General features: G+C 69.2%; 21 protein-coding genes. 9 read left to right on the plus strand and 12 right to left on the minus strand.

From position 1 onward, the window contains the following. Positions 1-45: 45 nt before the first annotated feature. Together T333_RS11130 and T333_RS11135 are read left to right on the plus strand one after the other, a co-directional pair. A complete protein-coding gene (locus T333_RS11130) occupies positions 46-1,644 on the plus strand; it encodes a succinic semialdehyde dehydrogenase (protein WP_496424398.1) in 1,599 nt (532 codons plus the stop codon). A 98-nt stretch (positions 1,645-1,742) separates the two neighbouring features. Further along, positions 1,743-2,228: a glutathione peroxidase gene (locus tag T333_RS11135; RefSeq protein WP_496424399.1), complete on the plus strand. Its 486-nt coding sequence runs from the start codon at positions 1,743-1,745 to the stop codon at positions 2,226-2,228. 54 nt (positions 2,229-2,282) lie between these two features. Here the strand turns inward: T333_RS11135 and T333_RS11140 are convergent, their stop codons facing one another. The 5 genes from T333_RS11140 to T333_RS11160 all read right to left on the minus strand — a co-directional run bounded on the left by T333_RS11140 (position 2,283) and on the right by T333_RS11160 (position 9,410). Next, positions 2,283-2,636, minus strand: coding sequence for a hypothetical protein (locus T333_RS11140; protein WP_496424400.1), 354 nt, complete (start codon positions 2,634-2,636; stop codon positions 2,283-2,285). Continuing rightward, positions 2,573-2,917 (minus strand): helix-turn-helix domain-containing protein, encoded by a 345-nt coding sequence (locus tag T333_RS11145; RefSeq protein ID WP_496424401.1) that lies wholly within the window; start codon positions 2,915-2,917, stop codon positions 2,573-2,575. The genes T333_RS11140 and T333_RS11145 overlap by 64 nt, the downstream gene beginning before the upstream one ends. A gap of 56 nt (positions 2,918-2,973) precedes the next feature. Then, positions 2,974-4,971 (minus strand): serine/threonine-protein kinase, encoded by a 1,998-nt coding sequence (locus tag T333_RS11150; RefSeq protein WP_496424402.1) that lies wholly within the window; start codon positions 4,969-4,971, stop codon positions 2,974-2,976. 3 nt (positions 4,972-4,974) lie between these two features. Then, positions 4,975-6,747 carry a serine/threonine-protein kinase gene (locus tag T333_RS11155; protein WP_496424403.1) on the minus strand — a complete coding sequence of 591 codons (1,773 nt, stop codon included), beginning with the start codon at positions 6,745-6,747 and terminating at the stop codon, positions 4,975-4,977. Between the two features lie 173 nt (positions 6,748-6,920). Continuing rightward, on the minus strand, positions 6,921-9,410 hold the full coding sequence (locus T333_RS11160; RefSeq protein ID WP_496424404.1) for a serine/threonine-protein kinase: 2,490 nt from the start codon (positions 9,408-9,410) through the stop codon (positions 6,921-6,923). A gap of 152 nt (positions 9,411-9,562) precedes the next feature. On the opposite strand from T333_RS11160, the gene T333_RS11165 reads away from it, so the two are divergent. The 5 genes from T333_RS11165 (at position 9,563) to T333_RS11185 (ending at position 13,972) form a co-directional block, all read left to right on the plus strand. Further along, a complete protein-coding gene (locus T333_RS11165; RefSeq protein ID WP_141809043.1) occupies positions 9,563-10,333 on the plus strand; it encodes a deoxyribonuclease IV in 771 nt (256 codons plus the stop codon). Positions 10,334-10,623: 290 nt separating this feature from the next. Next, complete coding sequence (locus T333_RS11170; RefSeq protein WP_496424405.1) at positions 10,624-11,547, plus strand: TauD/TfdA dioxygenase family protein; 924 nt, start codon at positions 10,624-10,626, stop codon at positions 11,545-11,547. 105 nt (positions 11,548-11,652) lie between these two features. After that, on the plus strand, positions 11,653-12,876 hold the full coding sequence (locus T333_RS11175; RefSeq protein ID WP_496424406.1) for a CaiB/BaiF CoA transferase family protein: 1,224 nt from the start codon (positions 11,653-11,655) through the stop codon (positions 12,874-12,876). Beyond that, entirely contained in the window at positions 12,873-13,040 is a 168-nt protein-coding gene (locus T333_RS11180) for a hypothetical protein (RefSeq protein WP_355001792.1), read from the plus strand. Before T333_RS11175 ends, T333_RS11180 begins: the two co-directional genes overlap by 4 nt. Continuing rightward, complete coding sequence (locus T333_RS11185) at positions 13,037-13,972, plus strand: hydroxymethylglutaryl-CoA lyase-like TIM-barrel protein (RefSeq protein WP_496424407.1); 936 nt, start codon at positions 13,037-13,039, stop codon at positions 13,970-13,972. The genes T333_RS11180 and T333_RS11185 overlap by 4 nt, the downstream gene beginning before the upstream one ends. Here the strand turns inward: T333_RS11185 and T333_RS11190 are convergent. Both T333_RS11190 and T333_RS11195 read right to left on the minus strand, forming a co-directional pair. Beyond that, on the minus strand, positions 13,957-14,157 hold the full coding sequence (locus T333_RS11190) for a GNAT family N-acetyltransferase (RefSeq protein ID WP_355001794.1): 201 nt from the start codon (positions 14,155-14,157) through the stop codon (positions 13,957-13,959). The two genes, T333_RS11185 and T333_RS11190, sit on opposite strands and share 16 nt — an antisense overlap. Positions 14,158-14,324: 167 nt before the next feature. After that, positions 14,325-14,675 carry a hypothetical protein gene (locus T333_RS11195; protein WP_355001795.1) on the minus strand — a complete coding sequence of 117 codons (351 nt, stop codon included), beginning with the start codon at positions 14,673-14,675 and terminating at the stop codon, positions 14,325-14,327. A gap of 228 nt (positions 14,676-14,903) precedes the next feature. Between T333_RS11195 and T333_RS11200 the strand changes: the two genes are divergently transcribed. Continuing rightward, entirely contained in the window at positions 14,904-15,425 is a 522-nt protein-coding gene (locus T333_RS11200) for a hypothetical protein (RefSeq protein ID WP_496424408.1), read from the plus strand. Positions 15,426-15,475: 50 nt separating this feature from the next. On the opposite strand, the gene T333_RS11205 is transcribed toward T333_RS11200, so the two are convergent. Then, complete coding sequence (locus T333_RS11205) at positions 15,476-16,603, minus strand: acyl-CoA dehydrogenase family protein (RefSeq protein ID WP_496424409.1); 1,128 nt, start codon at positions 16,601-16,603, stop codon at positions 15,476-15,478. A 9-nt stretch (positions 16,604-16,612) separates the two neighbouring features. Continuing rightward, on the minus strand, positions 16,613-17,785 hold the full coding sequence (locus tag T333_RS11210; protein ID WP_355001798.1) for an acyl-CoA dehydrogenase family protein: 1,173 nt from the start codon (positions 17,783-17,785) through the stop codon (positions 16,613-16,615). Between the two features lie 246 nt (positions 17,786-18,031). On the opposite strand from T333_RS11210, the gene T333_RS11215 reads away from it, so the two are divergent. Further along, positions 18,032-18,718, plus strand: a complete 687-nt coding sequence (locus T333_RS11215) for a hypothetical protein (protein WP_496424410.1) — start codon at positions 18,032-18,034, stop codon at positions 18,716-18,718. 50 nt (positions 18,719-18,768) lie between these two features. Here the strand turns inward: T333_RS11215 and T333_RS11220 are convergent, their stop codons facing one another. The 3 genes from T333_RS11220 to T333_RS11230 form a co-directional block, all read right to left on the minus strand. Continuing rightward, the gene (locus tag T333_RS11220; RefSeq protein WP_357250764.1) at positions 18,769-19,329 is read right to left on the minus strand and encodes a TetR/AcrR family transcriptional regulator; all 561 of its coding nucleotides are present in this window, start codon (positions 19,327-19,329) and stop codon (positions 18,769-18,771) included. Positions 19,330-19,334: 5 nt separating this feature from the next. Further along, on the minus strand, positions 19,335-19,697 hold the full coding sequence (locus T333_RS11225; RefSeq protein WP_355001801.1) for a DUF1304 domain-containing protein: 363 nt from the start codon (positions 19,695-19,697) through the stop codon (positions 19,335-19,337). Between the two features lie 162 nt (positions 19,698-19,859). Further along, positions 19,860-20,990 carry an epoxide hydrolase family protein gene (locus T333_RS11230; RefSeq protein ID WP_496424411.1) on the minus strand — a complete coding sequence of 377 codons (1,131 nt, stop codon included), beginning with the start codon at positions 20,988-20,990 and terminating at the stop codon, positions 19,860-19,862. Positions 20,991-21,031: the final 41 nt, after the last annotated feature.

The following is a 21,031-nucleotide window of genomic DNA, read 5'->3' on the forward strand; positions in this document are numbered from 1 at the left end:
CGCACCGCGGGCGCGCGTCGCAATCGCACGCCTGGGAGACACCCGATGAGCACAACGCACGCCACGGACGAGCTGACCGCAAGCCTGCCGCCCCGGATCACCACGGAGCTGATCGCGCGACTGACCGGCATGGTCGCCGCCGACGCGAAGGCTCGGCCACCGTTCCCGATGACCGAGGTCTACACCGGCGCCCATGTCGGCGACCTGCCGCAATCCCGCCCCGAGGACGTCACCGCGGCCTTCGCCACCGCCCGCGCCGCGCAGCGGGAGTGGGCGAGCTGGCCGCTGCGCCGCAGACTCGCGGTGTTCGAGCGGGCGCACGAGCTGTTCCTGCGGGAGGGCGAGACGATCGCCGACCTCATCCAGATCGGCTCCGGCAAGACCCGGCGCATGGCGCTCGAGGAATCGTGCGACGTGCCGATGGTCATCAGCCACTACCTGAAGACCGCGCGTCGGGTGTTGCGCCCCCGTCGACATGGCGGCCCGATCCCGTTGGTGACCAGTTCGTTCGAGGAACACCGTCCCAAGGGCGCGATCGCGGTGATCGCGCCGTGGAACTTCCCCTTGGCCATCGCTATCTCCGACTCGGTGCCCGCCCTCATCGCGGGCAACGCCGTCATTCTCAAGCCGGACAACAAGACCGCCTTGTGCGCGCTGTTCGGCGTCGAACTGCTGTATCGGGCGGGTTTGCCGCACGGGCTGTTCCAGGTCGTCTGCGGCACCGGTCCCGACGTCGGCCCCGCATTGATCGGCGGCTCCGATTTCGTCATGTTCACCGGTTCCACCGCTACCGGGCGGGTGGTCGGCGAGCAAGCGGGCCGCCACCTCATCGGATGCAGCCTCGAACTCGGTGGTAAGAATCCGATGCTCGTGCTGGACGACGCGAATCTCGACGACGCGATCGCGGGCGCGATGTTCGCGGTGTTCGGCAACTCGGGCCAGGCCTGTATGCACATCGAGCGGATCTATGTGCACGAGCGAATCCACGACGAATTCCTCCACCGCTTGGTCGCGGCGGCCGAGGAACTCGGGTCGAAAATGGGGGCCGCCTACGACTACGCGCCGGAATTCGGCTCGCTCGTCTCGACCGACCAGCTCGCCAGGGTGGCCGAACACGTGGCGGACGCGCGCGCGAAGGGCGCCACCGTGCACACCGGCGGCCGGGCGCGCCCCGACATCGGACCCGCCTTCTACGAGCCGACTGTGCTGACTGGCGTCACCCCCGACATGGTCCACGCGACGGCGGAGACCTTCGGGCCAGTGGTGAGTGTCTATCCGTTCCGCGACGACGCCGAGGCCATCCGCCTCGCCAACGACACGGACTACGGACTCAATGCCAGCGTGTGGACGACCGACCTCGCCCGGGGCAGGCGGATCGCGGACCGGCTCGAGTCGGGCAACATCAATATCAACGACGGCTTCGTCGCCACCTACTCCGCCAAGACCACACCGTCGGGCGGGGTGAAGCAGTCCGGCGTCGGCACTCGGCACGGCGACCAAGGCCTGCTGAAGTACACCGACACGGTGAACATCGGCGTGGTGAAACTCCAGGTCTTGGCCGCCCGCGCCCGGCTGTCCTACGAGATGCAGGTCAAGACCACCCTGGCCACACTGCGGTTGATGCGGCGCACCCGCCTCCGTTGAGACCGCGATCGTTTCGCCGAAGATCGTCCGCCCCGCCGATCCGGTAGCGTGGCGCTCGGGGTGGACCGACGAGATCAGAAGTGGCAGGTGCGAGACGAGTGAGCATTCGGGATATTCCGCTACGGACCCTGACCGGTGCGTCGACGACGCTGGGCGAGCTGGCCGGTGACAAGGCGGTGCTGCTGGTCAACGTGGCGTCCAAATGCGGTCTGACGCCGCAGTATTCGGCGCTGGTCGAGCTGCAGCAGACCTACGGTCCGCGCGGGTTCACCGTGATCGGCGTGCCGTGCAACCAGTTCATGGGTCAGGAACCCGGCTCGGCCGAGGAAATCCAGGAGTTCTGCTCCATCACCTACGGCGTCGACTTCCCGCTGTTGGAGAAGACCGACGTGAACGGCGAGAACCGGCACCCGCTCTACCGCGAGCTGGTCGAGACCGCCGACGCCGAGGGCGCCGCGGGCGACATCCAGTGGAACTTCGAGAAGTTCCTCATCGATCGCGACGGCAAGGTGGCGGCGCGCTTCCGCCCGACCGTGAAACCCGAAGACCCGAGCGTGGTTTCGGCCATCGAGTCGGCTCTCTAGAACCAGTCGGTCTCGTTGCGCGCGGCCCTCTTCCGGGCCGCGCGCTCACCGCGGCTAGTCCCGCGCTCGCAGCGCCGCCGCGAACCAGTCGAATACCTCCGCGAGTTCCTGCGGCGCGGGCGAGCCGTTGACGGCGGCGACGAGGCGCCAATACCGCTCCACCCGTATGTCATTGGCGATCGCCAGGCGCTCGAGCATCCAGCGGCGCAGGTCGGTGTCGTCGGCGCGGCCGAAGGTGTGGGCGTAACGCGCGGTCAGCTCGTCCACCACGGCGACGGCGGCCTGTTCGTCCGGGCGCACGCCCGCGGCCAAGGCGGCGCCGACCAGGTCGCGGACGGCCTCGGTCAATTCGTGGTGCAGTCCGGTGGTGTCGCCGTTCGCGCGCTCGCTGGCTTGGTACTCGGCCATCCGCGGACATCGAGCGCGTCGGCGTGCGCCGCGGCGACCTCCGGCACGGTGCGTTCCCGTGCCAGCACTTGACGGACGGTGTCGAGGTCGAGGCCGAGGGCGCGCAGTGTGCGGACCAGTTCCAGGCGGGCGATGGCATCGGAGTCGTAGCGGCGGAAACCGTTCGGGCCGATGGCGGACGGCGCGACGATCTTGCGGTCGGCGTAGAAGCGTATGGCCTTGACCGTCAAGCCGGTGCGCTCGGCCACCGCACCGATCGAGAGGAGCGTCTTGTCGTCCATGTCCGACAGCCTGGCTTCTCCCCTTGGTGGAGACGCAAGTTCAGGATCGGATGCGCTCAACTCAGCGGGGCGGTGCGCCACCAGTTCATGAATTCGTCCTGGGTCGCGATGAAGCCGACGCTGTACATCAGGAAGTTTTCCCGCTTCTTCGCGCCGGTGAACACCGTGATCATGCGCGGGCGCTTGGCGGCGGGATGACCTTCGAGCAGGTAGTTGGTGTAGGTCTCACGGCCGTGCTTCGCGGTGGATCTGGCGTGTCCCGGCAGCGCGTCGACGGCGGCCTGCACGTCCTCGGGCGAGCGGTAGACGAACAGCTCGTAGCTGGCTTTGTTCGGACCGCCGAAGCAGTACCAGTACGCGGTCCAGTTGCCGAAATCAGGTGCGCCCGCGTCCATCGCGTTGGCGGAGCCCTCCTCGTGCGCGAAGCAGGTGGAGCCGTTGTGACCGGGGCCGGTGTGCACGACGTTGTCCTCGTCCACCTCGGGGGTCATACCGGGGAACGCCCTGCTGATCGACGCGATGTTGTCGGTGTGAGCGTCGTCGTCGTATTGCTCCGAGGTCGTCGGCGCCGCACTGGTCTTCGCGGGGCGTTGAGTCGATGACGCCACCTCGACGGCGCTGGTCGACGAAACCGAGGCTTCCGGTTCGGATGAACCGCGATCGCGGACGATTCCGTTGGCGGTAAGGAGGGCGAGCGCCGCTCCGATTGTGACGATCACCGCGGTGCGGCGAGACCTGGTGCGTCCGCGTCCGCGACCCCGGGCGTGCTGCCTCGAATGCGCCTGCGCCCCAGCGGAACCTGGTAAGAATCCCGATCCCACGCCCATACGCGTCTGCGGAGAGTTGGGCGTGTCGACCGCGGGTGCCGCGTTGCCGAATGCGGAGGCGTGCTGTGGGCCCGACTGATCCGGGTACTCCCGCCAAGCGGCCTGCTCGTTCGATCTCGCGGCCTGCGAAGGCGCTGCACCGGAACCGTGCGCCCAATGGTTTGCTTGCTGCCCGGGCACAGTGCCCGAAGTGGCGGCAGGCGAGGACGTATACCCGCGCGGACCAGCGGGCGGACTCGGGTGACCGGGTGCCGGTGGGGTCGAATAGCCGGTAGGCGTTGCGGAGTAGCCCTCGGCGGGTATCGAGTACCCGGGCATCGTCTGCGGGGACGGGCGCTGGGTTGCCGATGAACGATGGCCGAAATCGTTGTGCGCCAGCGGAAACGGACCAGAGCCAGGATCGGCGAGCGCCCGCCGGGCCGCCTCGGCGAACTCCGCGCAGGAGTCGAACCGGTCGTCCGGGCGCTTGGCGAGCGCACGCGACAGCACCGCGTCCAGCGCGGGCGGCAGGCCGGGGCGGACGGTGCTCAGTCGCGGCGGCGGCTGGGTCATGTGGCCCTGGATCACCGCGACCGGGTTGCTCGCCTCGAACGGCACGGTGCCGGTCAGCATGCGAAACAGGCTGCACGCCAACGAATACTGATCCGAGCGGTGATCGAGCACCGCGCCGGAAAGCTGCTCGGGCGAGGCGAAAGCGAGTGTGGCGGTGAAGGTTCCGGTCTGGGTCAGCTTGCCCGTGTCGTCGCGGAAGCGGGCGATGCCGAAGTCGGTGAGGAACACCCGTTCCAGGCCGCCCTCGGCCCGCTCCAGCAAGATGTTGGCGGGCTTCACGTCTCGGTGCAGTACGCCCTTGCCGTGCGCGAAGTCGAGCGCCTTGGCGGTCTCGGTGACGATCTGCACCGCGCGTCGCGGCGGCAGCGCGCGAGCGTCCAGTGACGCCGCGTCGACACCGTCGACGTACTGCATCGAGATCCAGAGCTGCTCGCCCTCCACCCCGCGGTCGAACACGGTGACGATGTTCGGGTGGTCGAGCTGGGCGACCAGATCGGCCTCCCGCTCGAACCGCGCCCGAATCTCGGTGTCGAAGAACAACTCTCGATTGAGCAGCTTCAACGCCGTCCACCGCGGCAACCGCGGATGCCGCGCCAGGTACACCGACCCCATGCCCCCGCGCCCGAGCAGGCGTTCGACGGTGTACCCGGCGAAAACCGCGCCGTTGTCAAGCATGCGTCAGTTCAGCGGCGCCGAACGCCACCAGCGCAGCACCTCGTCGATGGTGCCGACGATGCCGTCGGTGTACATCAGGAACTGCCCCCGGTCGGGGTCGCCGGTGAAGACGGTGACCATCTTCGGGCCGCTGTTCTCGAATTTGTAGTTGGTGTAGGACTTTCCGCCGTTGCTGTCGGTCGACTTGGTGGCGTCCGACGGCAGGTTGTTCAGCGCGGCCTGCGCGTCCGCGGACGACTTGTAGACGTAGATGGTGAAGAACGGGTCGGCGTTGTCGCCACCGCCGAAGCAGTCCCACTGGTAGGCCCAGTTGCCGAAATCCGGTGTGCCGTCGGTGGGAACGGAGGGACGGTCGGGCGAGTACGCGCCGCAGGTGGCGCCGTTGTAGCCGGTGTCGCCGTCCTTGTCGGCCGGAACCATGCCGGGGAACTCGTTGCTGATGGCGGCGGCGTCGGCGGCCACCGGACGCTTGGTCGTCGTGACCGGAGCGGTGGTCGTGGTGCCGCCGCTACCGGAAGACGAACCGCCGCTCACCGCGACGACGATGCCGACGACGACGGCGATCAGCACCACGACGCCAACAGCCAGCGCGGCGATCAGGCCGGTGTTCGACTTGCGCGGCGGCTGGTGGCCACCGCCCATCGGGTGACCGCCACCCATCGGCGGGCCGGGCGGCGGTGCGTATCCGAACCCGGACTGCTGTGGGTACTGCCCGCTGGGGCCGGTCTGCTGGTGCGGGCCGGTCGCGGTCGGCATGGCGCCCTGCGGCGTGGTCATCGGCTGGCCGGTGAGCGGCTGCGAACCGCTGGTCGTCGGGCCGATCGGATACTGGCCGCCTGTCACCGGGATCGGCCCGCCGGTAATCGGATGCGGAGCCGAGATCGGCTGCGGCGGAGCGGTGACCGGGCGCTGGCCGCCGACCAGCGGCATCGACGGCGCGCTCTGACCCGACAACGCGGCCTGCGCCGCCGCGGCGAACTCCGAGCAGCTGGCGAAGCGATCGTCCGGCCGCTTGGCCATCGCCTTGGCGAGCACGCCGTCCAGCGCGAACGGCAGTCCGGGGCGGACGCTGCTCAGCGCCGGCGGCGCCGACTGGAGGTGTCCTTGGATGACCTGGGCCGGGTTGGTCGCCGCGAACGGACCGCTGCCGGTGAACAGCCAGAACAGCGCGCAGGCCAACGAGTATTGATCGGAGCGGTGGTCGAGGGACGCGCCCGTCAGCTGCTCGGGCGAGGCGTAGGCCAGCGTGGCGGTGAAGGTGCCGGTCTGGGTGAGGTGGCCGGTGTCGTCACGCAGCCGGGCGATGCCGAAATCGGTCAGGTAGACCCGCTCGCCGCGGCCGCCGGTGGAGCGGGCGAGCAGGATGTTGGCCGGTTTCACGTCGCGGTGCAGCACGCCCATGCCGTGCGCGTAGTCCAGCGCGTCGGCGGTCTCCTTGATGATCTGCACGGCGCGCTCGGGCGGCAGCGTCTTCGGATCCACCGAGGCGGCGTCGATGCCGTCGATGAACTGCATCGAGATCCACAGCTGCTCGTCTTCCAGACCGCGGTCGTAGACCGTGACGATGCCGGGGTGATCGAGCCGGGCGACCAGATCCGCCTCCCGTTCGAACCGCGCCCGCACCTCCTTGTCGAAGAACAATTCGCGGTTCAACAGCTTCAGCGCCGTCATCCGCGGCAGCCGCGGATGTTTCGCCAGGTACACCGAACCCATGCCACCGCGACCCAATTGCCGTTCGATGACATAGCCGGCGAAAACCTCACCGCTGGCCAGCATGTCTGCTCCAATTCCCGCCTGCACCGGGACCCGCCGGGAACAGGCGTACAGCATAAGAATGCGCGGTCAGCGCTTACCCGACCACGGAAAACATCGAAACCTTAGCAGCAGTCGCGTGGCCTCAGGATGCCCGAGGAGACGGGGGTATGCCAGGCGACATCAATAGCGAAAAGCTATGGCGGAGGGCGTGGTTCGGGCGGTTGCGGGCCGTTTCCGGCCCCCGGACCGGCGGGTGCGCTCCGCCCCCGGCGCACCCTGTCCGGCAGGGCGATGGTGATCGGTCGGGCGGTGCGGGGAGTCCGTGCTCGCGGCGGCACCGATGGGGTTGGCTGTCCGCCGTCGGATGTCGCCGAGCCTTCCGCGCTTCCGGCCGCCGAGGAGGTGTGCCGCGCATCCGCTCCGGCACTTGCCCGTCCTCCGTTGGGCGGCGCGGATTCGCCGTGCGGCAAGGAATTTCGCCCTGAGTTCGGCGACTGATCAGCGGCGGCGCCTGGTGATGAGGTGTCTGGCCGTGTGGTGCCAGCGGGGGGCGACGTCGTATTGGGCTGCCCGGCCCCAGTCGATGGCGACGACATGTCCGCCCGCCCGACACCGGCGGTAGGCCGACCGTGGTTCGACCGCTGGCCGCCAGCGGAGGGCGACGTCGTATTCGACTGCCCGGGCCGGACGTTTGGCGGAGCCGCCTGTTCTATCCCCGTGCCGGGCACGATCGCCTGTTCGGCGCCACCGACCGGCATGGCCGCGTCCGAAGGCAATGGCAGTGTCCGCGGCAGACTCGTCGGGCGTCCGGCATACGGCGTACCAGCCTGGGCTCGGTCGTCCACCGGTTGCGGGTGGTCGGTCCGCGGGTGCGGGGTCGCGGGGAGCGGATACGCGGCGGTCCCGTGCGGGCCTGCACCACGGGTCAGATCCACCGCGCGCTGCGGACCGGTGGGGGCTCCGGTGTGTGGCGGGAGACCGCTCCGGCCCGGCCCCGGCGCGGTCGGACCTCGATGTCCGGGGACACCGACATGGGGCGGCGAACCGGTATGCGGAAGCGAATTCGCCTGCGGCGGAACCCTCCTCGACTGCGCATTGTCCGCGCGCGGCGCGAAACCACCCGATTGCGGCGGTCGTCCGGAATGCGGCGGGTCGCTCGCGTACGACGGATGAGCCGCGCCCGTCCCGTTCGGCGGTGGACCGAACCCCGTGGCCGGCAACACTCCACCCGACTGCGCAGGCACACCCGGATGCGAGGGATCAGTCCCGTGCGGAGGACGAGCAGCACGCGGCGCACCGTTCGAAGGTGGACCGAACCCCGTGGGCGGCAACACTCCACCCGACTGCGCAGGCACACCCGGATGCGACGGATCAGTCCCGTGCGGAGGACGAGCAGCACGCGGCGCACCGTTCGAAGGTGAACCGAACCCCATGGGCGGCAACACTCCACCCGACTGCGGAGGCACACCTGGATGTGAGGGATCGCTCGCGTACGGCGAATGTGTTTGCGCGCCAGTCGCGGGCGGCACGAATCCAGTGCGCGGCACGCCGGGGCGCGGATGCGCACTGGCGTGCGCCGGTGAGCCGGGGTGAGCCGAGCCGCTGCTTGGCGGGTGCGCACCCGCGTGCGTCGGGCCACCCGCGTGCGTCGGGCCACCCGCGTGCGTGGGGCCGCCCGTGTGCGGGTGCACACCGCCCGGTGCACCGGCATGTGTCGGGGTGCCCGTGTGCGGAGGACGTGCGTCGGGGGCGACCCCGGTGCGAGGCGGCACGCCCTGGTGCTGGGTGGCGAAGCCGGTGTGCGGTGGGACGGGTCCCGTCATGGGGTGCGGGCGATGCGGGCCCGGCGTACCGGAGGCCAGGGCTCGGCGGGCGGCGGTGGCGAAATCGGTGCAGCTGGGGAACCGGTCGGCGGGGCGTTTGGCCAGGGCGCGAGCCATCACCGCGTCCAGGGCGGGCGGCAGACCGCGGCGGGTGCGGGACAGCGGCGGCACCGGCGTGTACATGTGCCCGTTCATCACCGCCGCGGGGGTGGTGCCGGGGAAGGGCACATTGCCGGTGAGCATCCAGAACAGCGTGCAGGCCAGCGAGTACTGGTCGGCGCGGTGGTCCAGCGGCTGCCCGCTGAGCTGCTCGGGCGCGGCGTAGGCCAGCGTGGCGGTGATGGTGCCCGCCGAGCTCAGCGTGGTGTCCGCGTTGCGCATGCCCGCGATGCCGAAGTCGGTGAGCAGCACCCGCTCGGGCTGCCCGATGGGCGCCTTGGCCAGCAGGATGTTGGCCGGTTTCACGTCGCGGTGCAGCACCCCGTTGGCGTGCGCGAAGTCCAGCGCGGCGGCGGTCTCGGCGATGATCTGCACCGCCCGTCCGGCGGCGAGCACGTCGACGTCGGCGCTCGCGGCGTCGGACCCCGCCACGAACTGCATGGAGATCCACAGCTGCTCGTCCTCGGCGCCGCGGTCGTAGACGGTGACGATATTGGGGTGGTCGAGCTGGGCGACCAGATCAGCCTCCCGCTCGAAGCGTCCCCTGATCTCGAGATCACCGTAGAGTTCGCGATCGAGCAGCTTCAGCGCGGTCATCCGCGGCAACCGCGGATGCTGGGCCAGATACACCGTGCCCATGCCGCCCTGTCCGAGCACGCGCTTGATGACGTAACCGGCAAAGATCTCGCCAGTACGCAGCAAGGTGATTCACCCCCCTCATCGGGTCGAGCACGTGGATCCTACCGATGTATCTCGCGGAACCACGTGGGCGCAACAGTCCTTCGATTCTCGGCTATTCGCCGCCGTATCGCCGGTTTCCCGCGATGTCGGTGCCGCCCACTACGCTGAGCCCCATGCGCATTGGAGCACACGTCCGGCTCGACAGCGATCCGATCGGCTTCGGTGAGAAACTCGGCGCCGATGTCATCCAGATGTTCGTCGTCGACCCGCAGAGCTGGGACAAACCGGTCCCGCACCCGAGGACCGAGGAGATCCTCGCCAGCCCGATCGATGTGGTGGTGCACTCCTCCTATCAAATCAACGTGGCGAGCCTGAACAACCGGCTGCGGATGCCCTCGCGCAACGCGGTCGCCCAGCAGGCGAAGGCGGCCGCCGATCTCGGCGCGTTCGGCCTGGTCGTGCACGGCGGCCACGTCCGCTCCGACGCCGAGGTGGAGACCGGAATCGACAACTGGCGCAAGCTGTTCGAACGCCAGCAGGACAAAGGCGGCTTCGCGGTGCCGATCCTCATCGAGAACACCGCGGGCGGCAACCACGCTATGGCCAGGCATTTCGACACCATCGCCCGGCTGTGGGACGCCGTCGGCGACTATGGCGCCGGCTTCTGCCTGGACACCTGCCACGCCTGGGCGGGCGGCGAGGAACTGCTCGGCGTCGTCGACCGGATCAAGGCCATCACCGGCCGCATCGACCTGGTACACCTCAACTCCTCGCGCGACGAGTTCAACTCCGGCGCCGACCGCCACGCCAACTTCGCCGACGGCACGATCGACCCGCAGCTGCTCGCCGAAGTCTGCCGCAGCGCGGACGCGCCGGTGGTGCTGGAGACTCCGGGCGAGGGGGTCGCGGACGATCTCGCCTACCTTCGGGAGCACGTGGGGTGATTTAGCACGCACCTCGCGCACTTCGGGTGCGGTTGGCCCGGTTCTTCTGGGGCGGCGAGGCAGGAATCGTCCGGTTCGGGTTGGTGGTTGCGTCGGTTGACGTGGTTCCGAGGGCTGGACCTGCGCGTTCACGCACTCCTACCCAGGTTTGCCTCGAACGGCGCTGGGCGCGTGCCGAGCCACAACCCCACCCCTTGCGATCACCCCGACGAAAACCCTGGTCACGCCCCTTTTCCAGGTGATGTGCTCTACCACGCACTCCCGTTCCAGATCAGCGAAGGTGACCACACATGACGATCGCACCCGCCCCCACGGTCTCGGTGACCAAGCTCGGCGCCCGCATCGGCGCACAGATCGACAACGTCCGGCTCGGCGGCGACCTGGACGCGGCGTCGGTCGACGTGATCCGTCGCGCCCTGCTCGAGCACAAGGTCGTCTTCATCCGCGGCCAGGAGCACCTCACCGAGGACGCGCAGTACGAGTTCGCGCAGCTGCTCGGCACGCCGACGACCCCGCACCCGACGGTCAGCTCGCACGGTGTGAAGAGCCTGGCCATCGACTCCGAGTACGGCCGGGCCAACAGCTGGCACACCGACGTCACCTTCGTCGACCGCATTCCGAAGGCCTCGATCCTGCGCGCGGTGACCCTGCCGACCTACGGCGGATCCACGACCTGGGCCTCCACCGTGGCCGCCTACGAGTCGCTGCCCGAGCCGCTGAAGCTGCTCGCCGAGCACCTGCGCGCGGTGCACACCAATGTGTACGACTACGCGGCGGCGCACGGCAGCAAGGCCCGGCCGAACACCGCCGAGTACCGCGCCGAGTTCGAGTCGACCTACTTCGAGACCGAGCACCCGGTGGTGCGGGTGCACCCCGAGACCGGTGAGCGGGCGCTGCTGGTCGGGCACTTCGTGAAGAATTTCGTCGGCCTGTCGGGCGCCGAGTCCCAGGCGCTGTTCCGGCTGTTCCAGGATCGGGTGACCCGCCTCGAGAACACCGTCCGCTGGAACTGGCAGCTCGGTGACGTGGCGATCTGGGACAACCGCGCCACCCAGCACTACGCCGTCGACGACTACGACGACCAGCCGCGCAAGCTGACCCGCATCACCCTGGCCGGTGACGTCCCGGTCGGCGTGGACGGCGCCCCGAGCACCGTCGTCGCGGGCAACGCCGAGCACTACTCGATCGTCGAAGAGGTCTCGCGCGCCGCCTGATTGGCGAAATACGCCGAAGCCCGCCCCCGGTGCGCGGTACCCGCGCCCGGCGCGAGACCGAGGGCGGGCCGAGGTCGGGAGCTGGATTAGTCCACACTATTGGCCATGAGTATTCGGCCGTTGGACGGAGTTCGCGTCCTCGAGCTCGGCAATTACATCGCGGCGCCGACCGCCGGGCGCATACTCGGCGACTTCGGCGCCGAGGTCATCAAGGTGGAACGGCCGAAGGCCGGCGACGAGTTGCGCAACTGGCGGCTCTACGGCGGCGACACCTCGATGCTGTACCGCACCGTCAACCGGAACAAGAAGTCGATCACCCTGGATCTGCGCACCGACGAGGGCCGCGCGGTGGTGCTCGACCTGGTCGAGCACTGCGACGTGCTGCTGGAGAACTTCCGGCCGGGCATGCTGGAGAAGTGGGGACTCGGGCCCGAGGCGCTGAACAAGGCCAATCCCGATCTGGTGATCACCAGGATTTCCGCTTACGGGCAGACCGGACCGATGTCGTCGCGGCCCGGTTTCGCCGCGGTCGCCGAGGCGGTCGGCGGGCTGCGCGAACTGGTCGGCGACCCGGACCGTCCCCCGGTGCGCGTCGGCGTCTCCATCGGTGATTCCATCGCGGGCATCTACGCCGCCTTCGGCACCGTGATGGCGCTGTTCCAGCGGGAGCGCACGGACGCCGTGCCGCTGGCCGAGCGGGTGATCGACGTCGCGCTGAACGAGGCCATCCTCTCGGTGATGGAATCGCTGGTCCCCGACTACCTGGCTTACGGCATCAACCGGGAACGCGTCGGCGGGCGGATGGAAGGCATCGCGCCGAGCAACGCCTATCCGTGCCGGGACGGTTTCAGCATCATCATCGGCGGCAACGGCGACGCCATCTTCCAGCGCTATATGCAGGTGATCGGCAGGCCCGACTTGGCGGCCGACCCGGAACTCCAGGACAACGCGGGCCGCTGGCGCCACCGCGAGCGGCTGGACGCGTCGATCGGCGAATGGACGATTCAATACACCAGGGACGAGGCGCTGAAGATCCTGGAGGACGCGGCCATCCCGTGCGGCCCGATCTACACCGCCGCCGACATCGTCGCCGACGAACAGTACAAGGCCCGCAACATGATTCAGCCGTTTCCGGTGGACGTCGGCGAGCCGGAGCCGAAGACGGTCGGATTCCCCGGCATCGTGCCCGTGATCGGGGAGCAGTCGCTTCCCATCCGCAATGTCGGCCCCGACCTGGGCGAACACACCCACGAGGTGCTCTCCGGCCTGCTCGGCATGAGCGAAGCCGAGATCGCGGCCGCCACGGGTGAGAGCGAGGTGCAGGCATGACTCGCAGGCGAGGTCGTCGCAGGCCGACGGGTCGCAACGTGTGGGAGCAGCGCGCGCCCGGGCACGCGCGGCCGACGGTGCACCCCAATCCGGCGGGCGCGAACCAGAAACCGTGGGCGGGAGTGATGTGCGTGCCGCCGCAGGCGCGAGAGGACCGGCGATGACCGAAGCGCACGACGTGGTGTTGCGCGATGTGACTTTGCGCGACGGCCTCCAGCTGACCGGCAAGACCTTGCCCGTGGAGCGCAAGGTGGAGATCGTGCGCCGCCTGCTCGCGCTCGGCGTGCCCGCGCTGGAGATCGGTTCCATGGCGCGGCCCGACTTGGTGCCGCCCATGGCCAACACCATGGACCTCGTCGCGGCCCTGAGCCCGGAGGAGCTCGAGCGCTGCTGGGTGTGGGTGGCCACCCCGCGCCACGTCGCCAAGGCCGCGGCGGCGGGCGTGCGCAACTTCCAGTACTGCTTCTCGGCGTCCGACGCGCACAACAAGGCCAACATCGGCCGCGCGACCGAGGACAGCATGGCCGTGCTGCCGGAGGCGGTGCGGTTGGCGCACGAGGTGGGCGGCGCCATTCAGTTGTGCTTGGCGACCAGCTTCACCTGCCCGTTCGACGGCCCGGTCGATCCGGAGCGGGTCCTCGCGATCGCGAACGATCCGCGCACCGAGGGAACGGGCGACATCGTCCTCGCCGACACCCTCGGCCAAGCGCATCCGGCCCAGGTCGCCGCGCTGATCTCGGCGGTCCGGAAGCGAACTCCCCAGCGCCGCATCGTGTTCCACGGCCACGACACCTGGGGCATGGGCGTGGCCAACACGCTGGCCGCGATCGGCGCGGGGGCGGGCATGGTCGACGGTTCGCTCGGCGGCCTCGGCGGCTGCCCGTTCGCGCCCGGCGCGAGCGGCAACACCTCCAGCGAGGACATCCTGTTCGCCACCCGCCCGGACTGGTTCGCCCCGGCCACGTTGGCCGAGCTCGTCGAGCTGACCGAGAGCCTGCTCGCCGAGCTCGGCGAACCGAACCGTTCGCGCACCGCGGAGGGAGCGCGTTCCAAGGCCGCGGCCTTCGAATGGGTCGTCGGCTACTCGAACACGTAGTTCGCGAAATCGTGGACGGCTCGGTAGCCGATCGCGCGATAGATCTTGTTCGAGGTCGGATTCGCCAGATCGGTGAAGTTGGCGATACCCGTAGCGATCACGGTGTGCCGCAGGAAATCACGGCGGAGGAAGGACTCGGTCGCGGCACGGTAGGCGACGGGGTCTTCCGTCATCTCGATTCGCATTCGGCGTACCTCTGAATTCGCTTCGGCCGTACCCGAAGTACCGACGGACTACGCACGTCGTATCCTCGCCCCGCAAGCGAAGGTCCGCGAACAACTTTTCGGTGGCTCGACTTCGCTCCCGCAAGCGAAGTCTCGCGCAACGCCGTCCGAAGACAGATGGTCCCGGGTCAGTCCGCGCCGCTTCGCCCCCCGCCGTCGGCGCGGATCTTCAGCAGCACGAGCCCCGCGGTGCACGCCAGAATCAATCCGGCGACGGTGATCTCGACGTGTAGCCCCGCAATGCCGAGCACTGCCCCGACGATACCGCCGAGGAAGAACAGCCAGCCCAATGCCCGCGCCACGATCGTGGACACAGCGCCTGTGGGCGATTTCGACACTTCCTGCTTCGCAGGTTCTGCCGTTTCGGCGGTCGCGTCGGCCGCCGGCAGCGGAGAGGTCGAGTATGCTCCCATCATCTTCTCCTCGGTGACGCCGATCAGAGTATTGCCTTCGCGCAGCTCGACCAGCGCGTCTCTCATCCTGGTATAGGCGTCTCACGCGTAACTTCGATCACATACGCTACGGCCCGTAGACGCGGTTGTGCCGCGACACGTGCCCGCGACACGCCGACGAGATCAATTCGATATCTGAATCATTGATGTTTGAAAGTGCTGTAGAAGCCCGCCGACGGTGACCCGCTCGCGTGGCCCGGGTGGGCACACGTGGATTATGGTGAGGCCACTCGAAACACACGAGGAGTGTCCCGGATGGAGAGCAGCAGGGCCAAGATCGCGGGTCCGGCGATCGCAGTGGGAGCGGTCTCGCTCGGTCTGGTCCTCATCGGCTCCTGCGGGATCGGCGGCGAGGACACCTACGTCCCGCCACCGCCGCTCAAGGACGGCCCGGCCGCCGCGGCCGTGGTCCGTGACGACGGTTCCAGCGCCACGGTGCCGCGCATCGTCATCCCGCCCTCGCCGAGCTGGCATGTGGCGCCCGCCGGACCGCCGCGCAGGCCCGCCGGATACAGCACGATGACCGTTCCGCCGGAAGAGCAATCGGAGATCAGCGGCACCTCGCCCGAGCGCACCACGGAGCCACGCACCACGGAGCCACGCACCACGGAGCCGCGCACCGCCGCAACCGAAACGCCAAGGGAAACCGAGGAACCGACGACCACGCGCCGGACGCTGTCGGCCACGACACCGCCGCCGACCGAGGACGAGGAACCGACGACCCGCCGCCCGACCACCACACCGCGGTCGGACACCTCCGAGTCCGAAGACGAATAAGGCGGCGGCACGGGCGCTTTCGCCCGCACCGCCGCCCGATCCGAGCGGTCCTACAGCTCCGGCAGGTCGTAGCCGCCGACCTGGGCGCTGAGCACCTTCAGATGGTCGAGATCGCCGCCGAGCGTCCGGCCGATCGCGGTGAGCCGCGCGACGTAGTGGCCGACCGGGTACTCCGCGGTGACGCCGATGCCGCCGTGCATCTGAACGGCTTCCTGCCCGACGTGCCGTGCCGCGCGTCCGACCTGAAGGCGGGCCCGCGAGGCGACCACCGGGTCGTTGGCGCCGTCGGCGAGCGACGCGGTGACGTACAGGCTCATGCTGCGCGCCAGTTCCAGCGAGACGTACATGTTCGCCGCGCGCTGGGTCAGCGTCTGGAACTTCGACAGCGTGACGCCGAACTGCTTACGCGTCTTCAGGTACTCGGTGGTCAGCCGCAGCGACTCCTCCATCGCGCCGATGGATTCGGCGCACAGACCGGCGTGCGCGTGGCCGAGCGCGATCTGCACCGCCTCGGACGCGTCGGACGCGTCGCCGAGCAGTTCGGCGCGGGCCTTGTCGAAGGTGATCTGCGCGCCGCGCTGGCCGTCGACGGTGCGGAAGACCTTGCGGGACACCCCTTCGCCGTCAGCGGCGACCAGGAACAGCCCGACGCCGCCGCCCGGCAGCACCGCGCTGACCACCAGCTCGTCGGCGCAATCGCCGTGCGCCACCGGGTTCTTCACGCCGGTCAGCAGGTAGCCGTCGCCCTCGGCGGCCGCGCTGGTCGCGAGATCGGTGGACGGCCAACGCACGCCGGGCTCCGCGTGCGCGAAGGCGAGCAGCTTCTCGCCGGAAGCGACGTCGGGCAGGATCCGCTGCCGCTGTTCGGCGCTGCCGACCAGACCGATCAACGCACCGGGCACCAGCACCGCGTCCAGCAGCGGCTCCGGCGCGAGGCGGCGGCCGATCTCCTCGAGCACGACCATGGTCTCCACCGGACCCGCGCCGACGCCGCCGTCCTCCTCGGCGAAACCGAGGCCGAGCACGCCGAGTTCGGCGAGCTGGCGCCACACGTCGCGGCTCCAGCCCAGCTCGGTGTCGGTCACCTTCAGCCGGGACTCCGGGTCGTAGTTGCGGGCCAGCACGTCGCGCACGGTGTCGCGCAGCATGACCTGTTCATCGGTGAGTTCGAATTCCATGACCAGGCCTCACAATCCGAGGATCGTGGAGGCGATGATGGTGCGCTGCACCTCGCTCGAACCTCCGTAGATGGTTGTCTTGCGGTAGTTGAGGTAGCTGGGGCCGCTGCGCTGGGCCCAGCCGGGGGAGGCGATGTCCTCCGCGTCGACCGGAAGCGCGTCCGGTCCCGCGATGTCGAGCAGCAGCTCGGTGGCGGCCTGCTGCAGCTCCGAGCCGCGCAGCTTGAGCACCGAGGAGGCCGGGTTCGGCTTGCCCTCCGTGGAGTTCGAGACCACCCGCAGCTGGGTGAGCTCGAGCGCGAGCAGTTCGTTCTCCAGCTCGGCGATCCGCGCGGCGAACACCGGGTCCTCCAGCAGCGAGCCGGAGCCGGACTTGATCTGGCGCGCGTAGTCCTTGGCGACGCCGAGCTTCACCTTGGTGCGGCCGACGCCGGTGATGCCGGTGCGCTCGTTGCCGAGCAGGAACTTGGCGTAGGTCCAGCCCATGTTCTCCTCGCCGACCAGCTGATCGGCGGGCACCCGCACGTTCTCGAAGAAGACCTCGTTCACCTCGTAGCCGCCGTCGATCAGCTTGATCGGGCGGATGGTGACGCCGGGGCTCTTCACGTCGAACAGCAGGAAGGAGATGCCCGCCTGCTTCTTCTGCGCGGTCGGATCGGTGCGGACCAGGCAGAAGATCCAGTCGGCGTACTGAGCCAGCGTGGTCCAGATCTTCTGGCCGTTGACGATGTAGGAATCGCCGTCGCGCACCGCGGTGGTGCGCAGCGACGCCAGGTCCGAACCGGCGTCCGGCTCGGAGAAGCCCTGGCACCACCAGATGTCGAGGGCCGCGGTCGCGGGGAGGAAGCGTTCCTTGATCTCCTGCGAGCCGAAGTGGGCGATGACCGGGCCGACCATCTGGGCGTTGAACGTCAGCGGCTCGGGCACCGAGGCCAGCTGCATCTCGTCCTGCCAGATGTGGCGCTGCATCGGAGTCCAGTCTTTGCCGCCCCACTCCACCGGCCAGTTCGGCACGGCGAGGCCGTTGTCGTTGAGGATCTTGTGGGCCGTGACGACGTCTTCGCGGGAGAGCTCATGGCCGTACTTGACGCGCTCACGGATCTCCGCGGGGATCTCGGTGCGGTAGAACTGCCGCAGCTCGTCGCGGAAGGCCACCTCGTCGGGGGACAGGGATAATTTCATACGCAACTCCCGTTGTGTCTCGTACTTCCGAGTCAAACCTACCCCGCGGTAATCCGCCACTGTCGAGTGGATCACATTCGCGGTCCGGTCCGCAGAAGACGTCGCCGACATCGATCCACGGGCGGCCATGCAACCCGTCAGGCGACCGGGAAATCTCGCTCGGCCCACTCGGCGGCGGTCATGGCGAACTGGTACGTTGCTGGCCAGGGTCGGGGAAGCCCCGGGTTGGTATTCGAGGAGAACAAGGTGAACGGCAGAACCTTCGCACGCGCGGCCGCGACTGTGACCTCCCTCGGCATCGGCGCCGTTCTGACCTTCGCCGGACCCGCCGCCGCGGCGCCGGACGCGTCGATCGATCAGGCCGTCGCCCACCTCACCGAGCGAGCCGGAACCGACCAGGCCGCACGCGCGGGCGTCGAAGCGCTCGGCAACTACACCAAGCTCGTCGATGTCGCCCAGCTGCGCGACATCGCTGGCAACTGGGCGCCCTTCGCCTACGCCGCGCCCACCTTCGGCTGCGGCACGCACGGCCCCATCACCACGATCATCGCGGCGGGCACCACCGAGGGCGTCAACCCGCACCAGGGCGCGAACCCGGAGCCGGGCACCCTGCGCTTCAGCGCCACCCCGTCGCACTCGGGCGCCCCGCTCACCTCCGGACTCGTCGTGGCGTGGGTCAACGTCAACAACGGACGCAGCGGCCTCGACGCGCTCGACGACGTCACCGAATTCAACCTGCCGACGCTGTCCAAGACTGTGCACAGCGGACCCGGCACCGTCATCGCGTCGATGTGGGGGATCATCGGATATCCCGGCGCGCACTGCGTGATGACGCCGACGGTCGGCACTTTCGTGGTGCCCGATGCGCCGGTCGCGCCCGCCCCGCAATCCGCACCGAGCGCCGCCCCCACAAGCGGCATCCCCACCTCTTAGGCCCTAACGCTTCCGGCGACGGATTGGGTGAACTCCGCGGCAGGCCGCGGTCATTCGGGCAGCGGGGTGCGGTGCAGGGTGACGAGCAGGCGCCATACCCGCTGCGCGATCTCGGCGGGGGTCGCCTCGATCAGCCCGTGTAGCCAGTCGGCGAGCACCCCGGCGAAGGTCGCGGCCACAGCCGAGGCGACCAGGGCGGGCTCCGGCGCGCCGACCAGGATGCGCTCGGCATGGCTGCGGGCACGCAGATCGTGATGGAGTACGCGCCCGAGCGGACCGCCGCCGCCCGGGCGCAACAGTTCCCGATAGAGCCCGGCGTGCGGGGTCAGAAGGTCGAAGAAGGCGAGCAGGGCCGGCGGCGGGCTGGCGGGGTCGGGTGTGCCGCGCCAGGCGTGCAGGGCGTCCACCGCATCGCGGACGACATCGGCGCAAGCGTCGACGGCGACCGCCTCCAGGTCGGCGTAGTGGAGATAGAACGTGGCGCGGCCGACCCCGGCCCGGCGCACCAGCGCGGCGACACTGACCTCGGCCAGTGGACGGCTGGCGCACTCCTCCAGCAGTGCCTCGCGCAGCTTTGCCCGGGTCCGTGCCGTCCGGGGATCTGCCTGCACGGCGGTCACCGTGCCAGCAGAACGGCGCCGAGCGCCAGCGCCCCGGGCAATGCCTGGGCGATCAGAATCCGCCGGTTGGCGGTGAAGCCGCCGTACAGCCCGGCGACGATCACGCAGCCGAGAAAGAAGACCTGGGCCTGGAACCTGGTCGGATTCTCGGCGATCAGAGCCCAGATCAGCCCGGCCGCCAGGAATCCGTTGTAGAGACCCTGGTTCGCGGCGAGCGGAGCGCTGGCACGAGCCATCGCGGCATCGAAGCCGGAGAGCTTGCGGCCCGGCTTCCTCTCCCACAGGAACATCTCCAGAACCAAGATGTACACGTGCAGCGCGGCAACCAGGCCGACCAACACATTCGCAGTCGTCTCCATCTCGCATCCTCTCCATTTCATAGACAGATGTCTAGAATACATGGACAGATGTCTATGATCTGTGGGTATGCCGACAGACGCCGGCGCCGCCTGCCGAAACCGCGGGGGGCAGGGACGCCGACTGCCGTCACGCATCGCGCAGGGTGTAGTCGGCCGCGACGCTCAGGCGAGCTTCGCGAAGAACGCGCGGATGTCGGCGACGTGCATGTCCGGGACCTCCATCGCGACGAAGTGGTTGCCGGTGTTGCCCTCGGGCCAGTGCGCGATGTCGTTGTCCTGTTCGGCGAGTCGCCGCATGAGCGCGGAGCCGCCGCCGTAGACGCCGGTCGGGACCAGCTTCTGTCCCGTGGGCCAGGCGAAACCGTCCTCGCCGAGTCCGTTGTACATCGGCCAGGACGAGGTGCCCGCGGTGGCGGTCAACCAGTACAGGCTGACGTTGGTCAGCAGGTGGTCGCGGTCGATCGCCTCCTCGAGGTGGTCGACCAGCGGCGTGAATTCCTGGAACTTCTGTATTTGCCAGGCCAGCAGCCCGACCGGCGAATCGTTCCACGCGTGCGCGAAGGTCTGCGGCGCGGCCCGCAACAGCGTGTGGTGGTCGACGCCGCCGGTCATCCACTGCTGCATGAGATCCCATTCCGCGCGTTCCTCGGCGGACATGGTCGGCACGTCGGCCGCGGTCGGCATGCCGATGCCGCCGTCGAGGTGCACGCCGACCACTCGATCCGGCGCGGCCAGCGCCATCTCCGGTGCGACATACGCGCCGAGGTCGCCGCCCTGGACGCCGTAGCGCCGGTAGCCGAGGCGGTCCATCAACTCCACCCACATCCGCGCCACTCGGCCGGTGGTCATCTCGTCCGTCGGCGCGGCGGAGAACGCGAAACCCGGAACCGAGGGCACCACGACGTGGAACGCCTGCGCGGGGTCGAGGCCGTGCGCCCTCGGGTCGGCCAGCGGGCCGATGGTCTTGGTGAACTCGACGAACGAATTGGGCCAGCCGTGGGTCAGCAGCAGCGGAAGCGCATCCGGCTCGGGCGACTCGACGTGCACGAAATGCACGTCGAGACCGTCGATTTCGGTGACGAACTGCGGGAGTTCGTTGAGCGCCGCCTCCTGCTCGCGCCAGTCGAAACGGGTGCGCCAGTGCTCGGCGAGCTCGCGCAGGTAATCGACCGCTACACCGCGATCCGAGCCGGGCAACTGCGCGGACCAGCGGGTGCGGGCGAGCCGGTCGTTCAGGTCGTCGAGCTCGGCCTGCGGGATGTCGATGCGGAAGGGGCGGATGGGGTTCGTCATGAGAACTACGCTAGAAACCATATAGGACCATCTATGTCCTA

This window comes from Nocardia sp. CNS-044, assembly GCF_059570515.1.

Coding starts and splice junctions, on each gene's coding strand:
- T333_RS11200 (WP_496424408.1), top strand. CDS start 14,904: ATGGAGAGCAGCAGGGCCAAGATCGCGGGTCCGGCGATCGCAGTGGGA.
- T333_RS11175 (WP_496424406.1), top strand. CDS start 11,653: ATGAGTATTCGGCCGTTGGACGGAGTTCGCGTCCTCGAGCTCGGCAAT.
- T333_RS11210 (WP_355001798.1), bottom strand. CDS start 17,785: ATGAAATTATCCCTGTCCCCCGACGAGGTGGCCTTCCGCGACGAGCTG.
- T333_RS11130 (WP_496424398.1), top strand. CDS start 46: ATGAGCACAACGCACGCCACGGACGAGCTGACCGCAAGCCTGCCGCCC.
- T333_RS11190 (WP_355001794.1), bottom strand. CDS start 14,157: ATGCGAATCGAGATGACGGAAGACCCCGTCGCCTACCGTGCCGCGACC.
- T333_RS11180 (WP_355001792.1), top strand. CDS start 12,873: ATGACTCGCAGGCGAGGTCGTCGCAGGCCGACGGGTCGCAACGTGTGG.
- T333_RS11170 (WP_496424405.1), top strand. CDS start 10,624: ATGACGATCGCACCCGCCCCCACGGTCTCGGTGACCAAGCTCGGCGCC.
- T333_RS11230 (WP_496424411.1), bottom strand. CDS start 20,990: ATGACGAACCCCATCCGCCCCTTCCGCATCGACATCCCGCAGGCCGAG.
- T333_RS11150 (WP_496424402.1), bottom strand. CDS start 4,971: ATGCTTGACAACGGCGCGGTTTTCGCCGGGTACACCGTCGAACGCCTG.
- T333_RS11195 (WP_355001795.1), bottom strand. CDS start 14,675: ATGAGAGACGCGCTGGTCGAGCTGCGCGAAGGCAATACTCTGATCGGC.
- T333_RS11225 (WP_355001801.1), bottom strand. CDS start 19,697: ATGGAGACGACTGCGAATGTGTTGGTCGGCCTGGTTGCCGCGCTGCAC.
- T333_RS11205 (WP_496424409.1), bottom strand. CDS start 16,603: ATGGAATTCGAACTCACCGATGAACAGGTCATGCTGCGCGACACCGTG.
- T333_RS11155 (WP_496424403.1), bottom strand. CDS start 6,747: ATGCTGGCCAGCGGTGAGGTTTTCGCCGGCTATGTCATCGAACGGCAA.
- T333_RS11185 (WP_496424407.1), top strand. CDS start 13,037: ATGACCGAAGCGCACGACGTGGTGTTGCGCGATGTGACTTTGCGCGAC.
- T333_RS11165 (WP_141809043.1), top strand. CDS start 9,563: ATGCGCATTGGAGCACACGTCCGGCTCGACAGCGATCCGATCGGCTTC.
- T333_RS11145 (WP_496424401.1), bottom strand. CDS start 2,917: ATGGACGACAAGACGCTCCTCTCGATCGGTGCGGTGGCCGAGCGCACC.
- T333_RS11140 (WP_496424400.1), bottom strand. CDS start 2,636: ATGGCCGAGTACCAAGCCAGCGAGCGCGCGAACGGCGACACCACCGGA.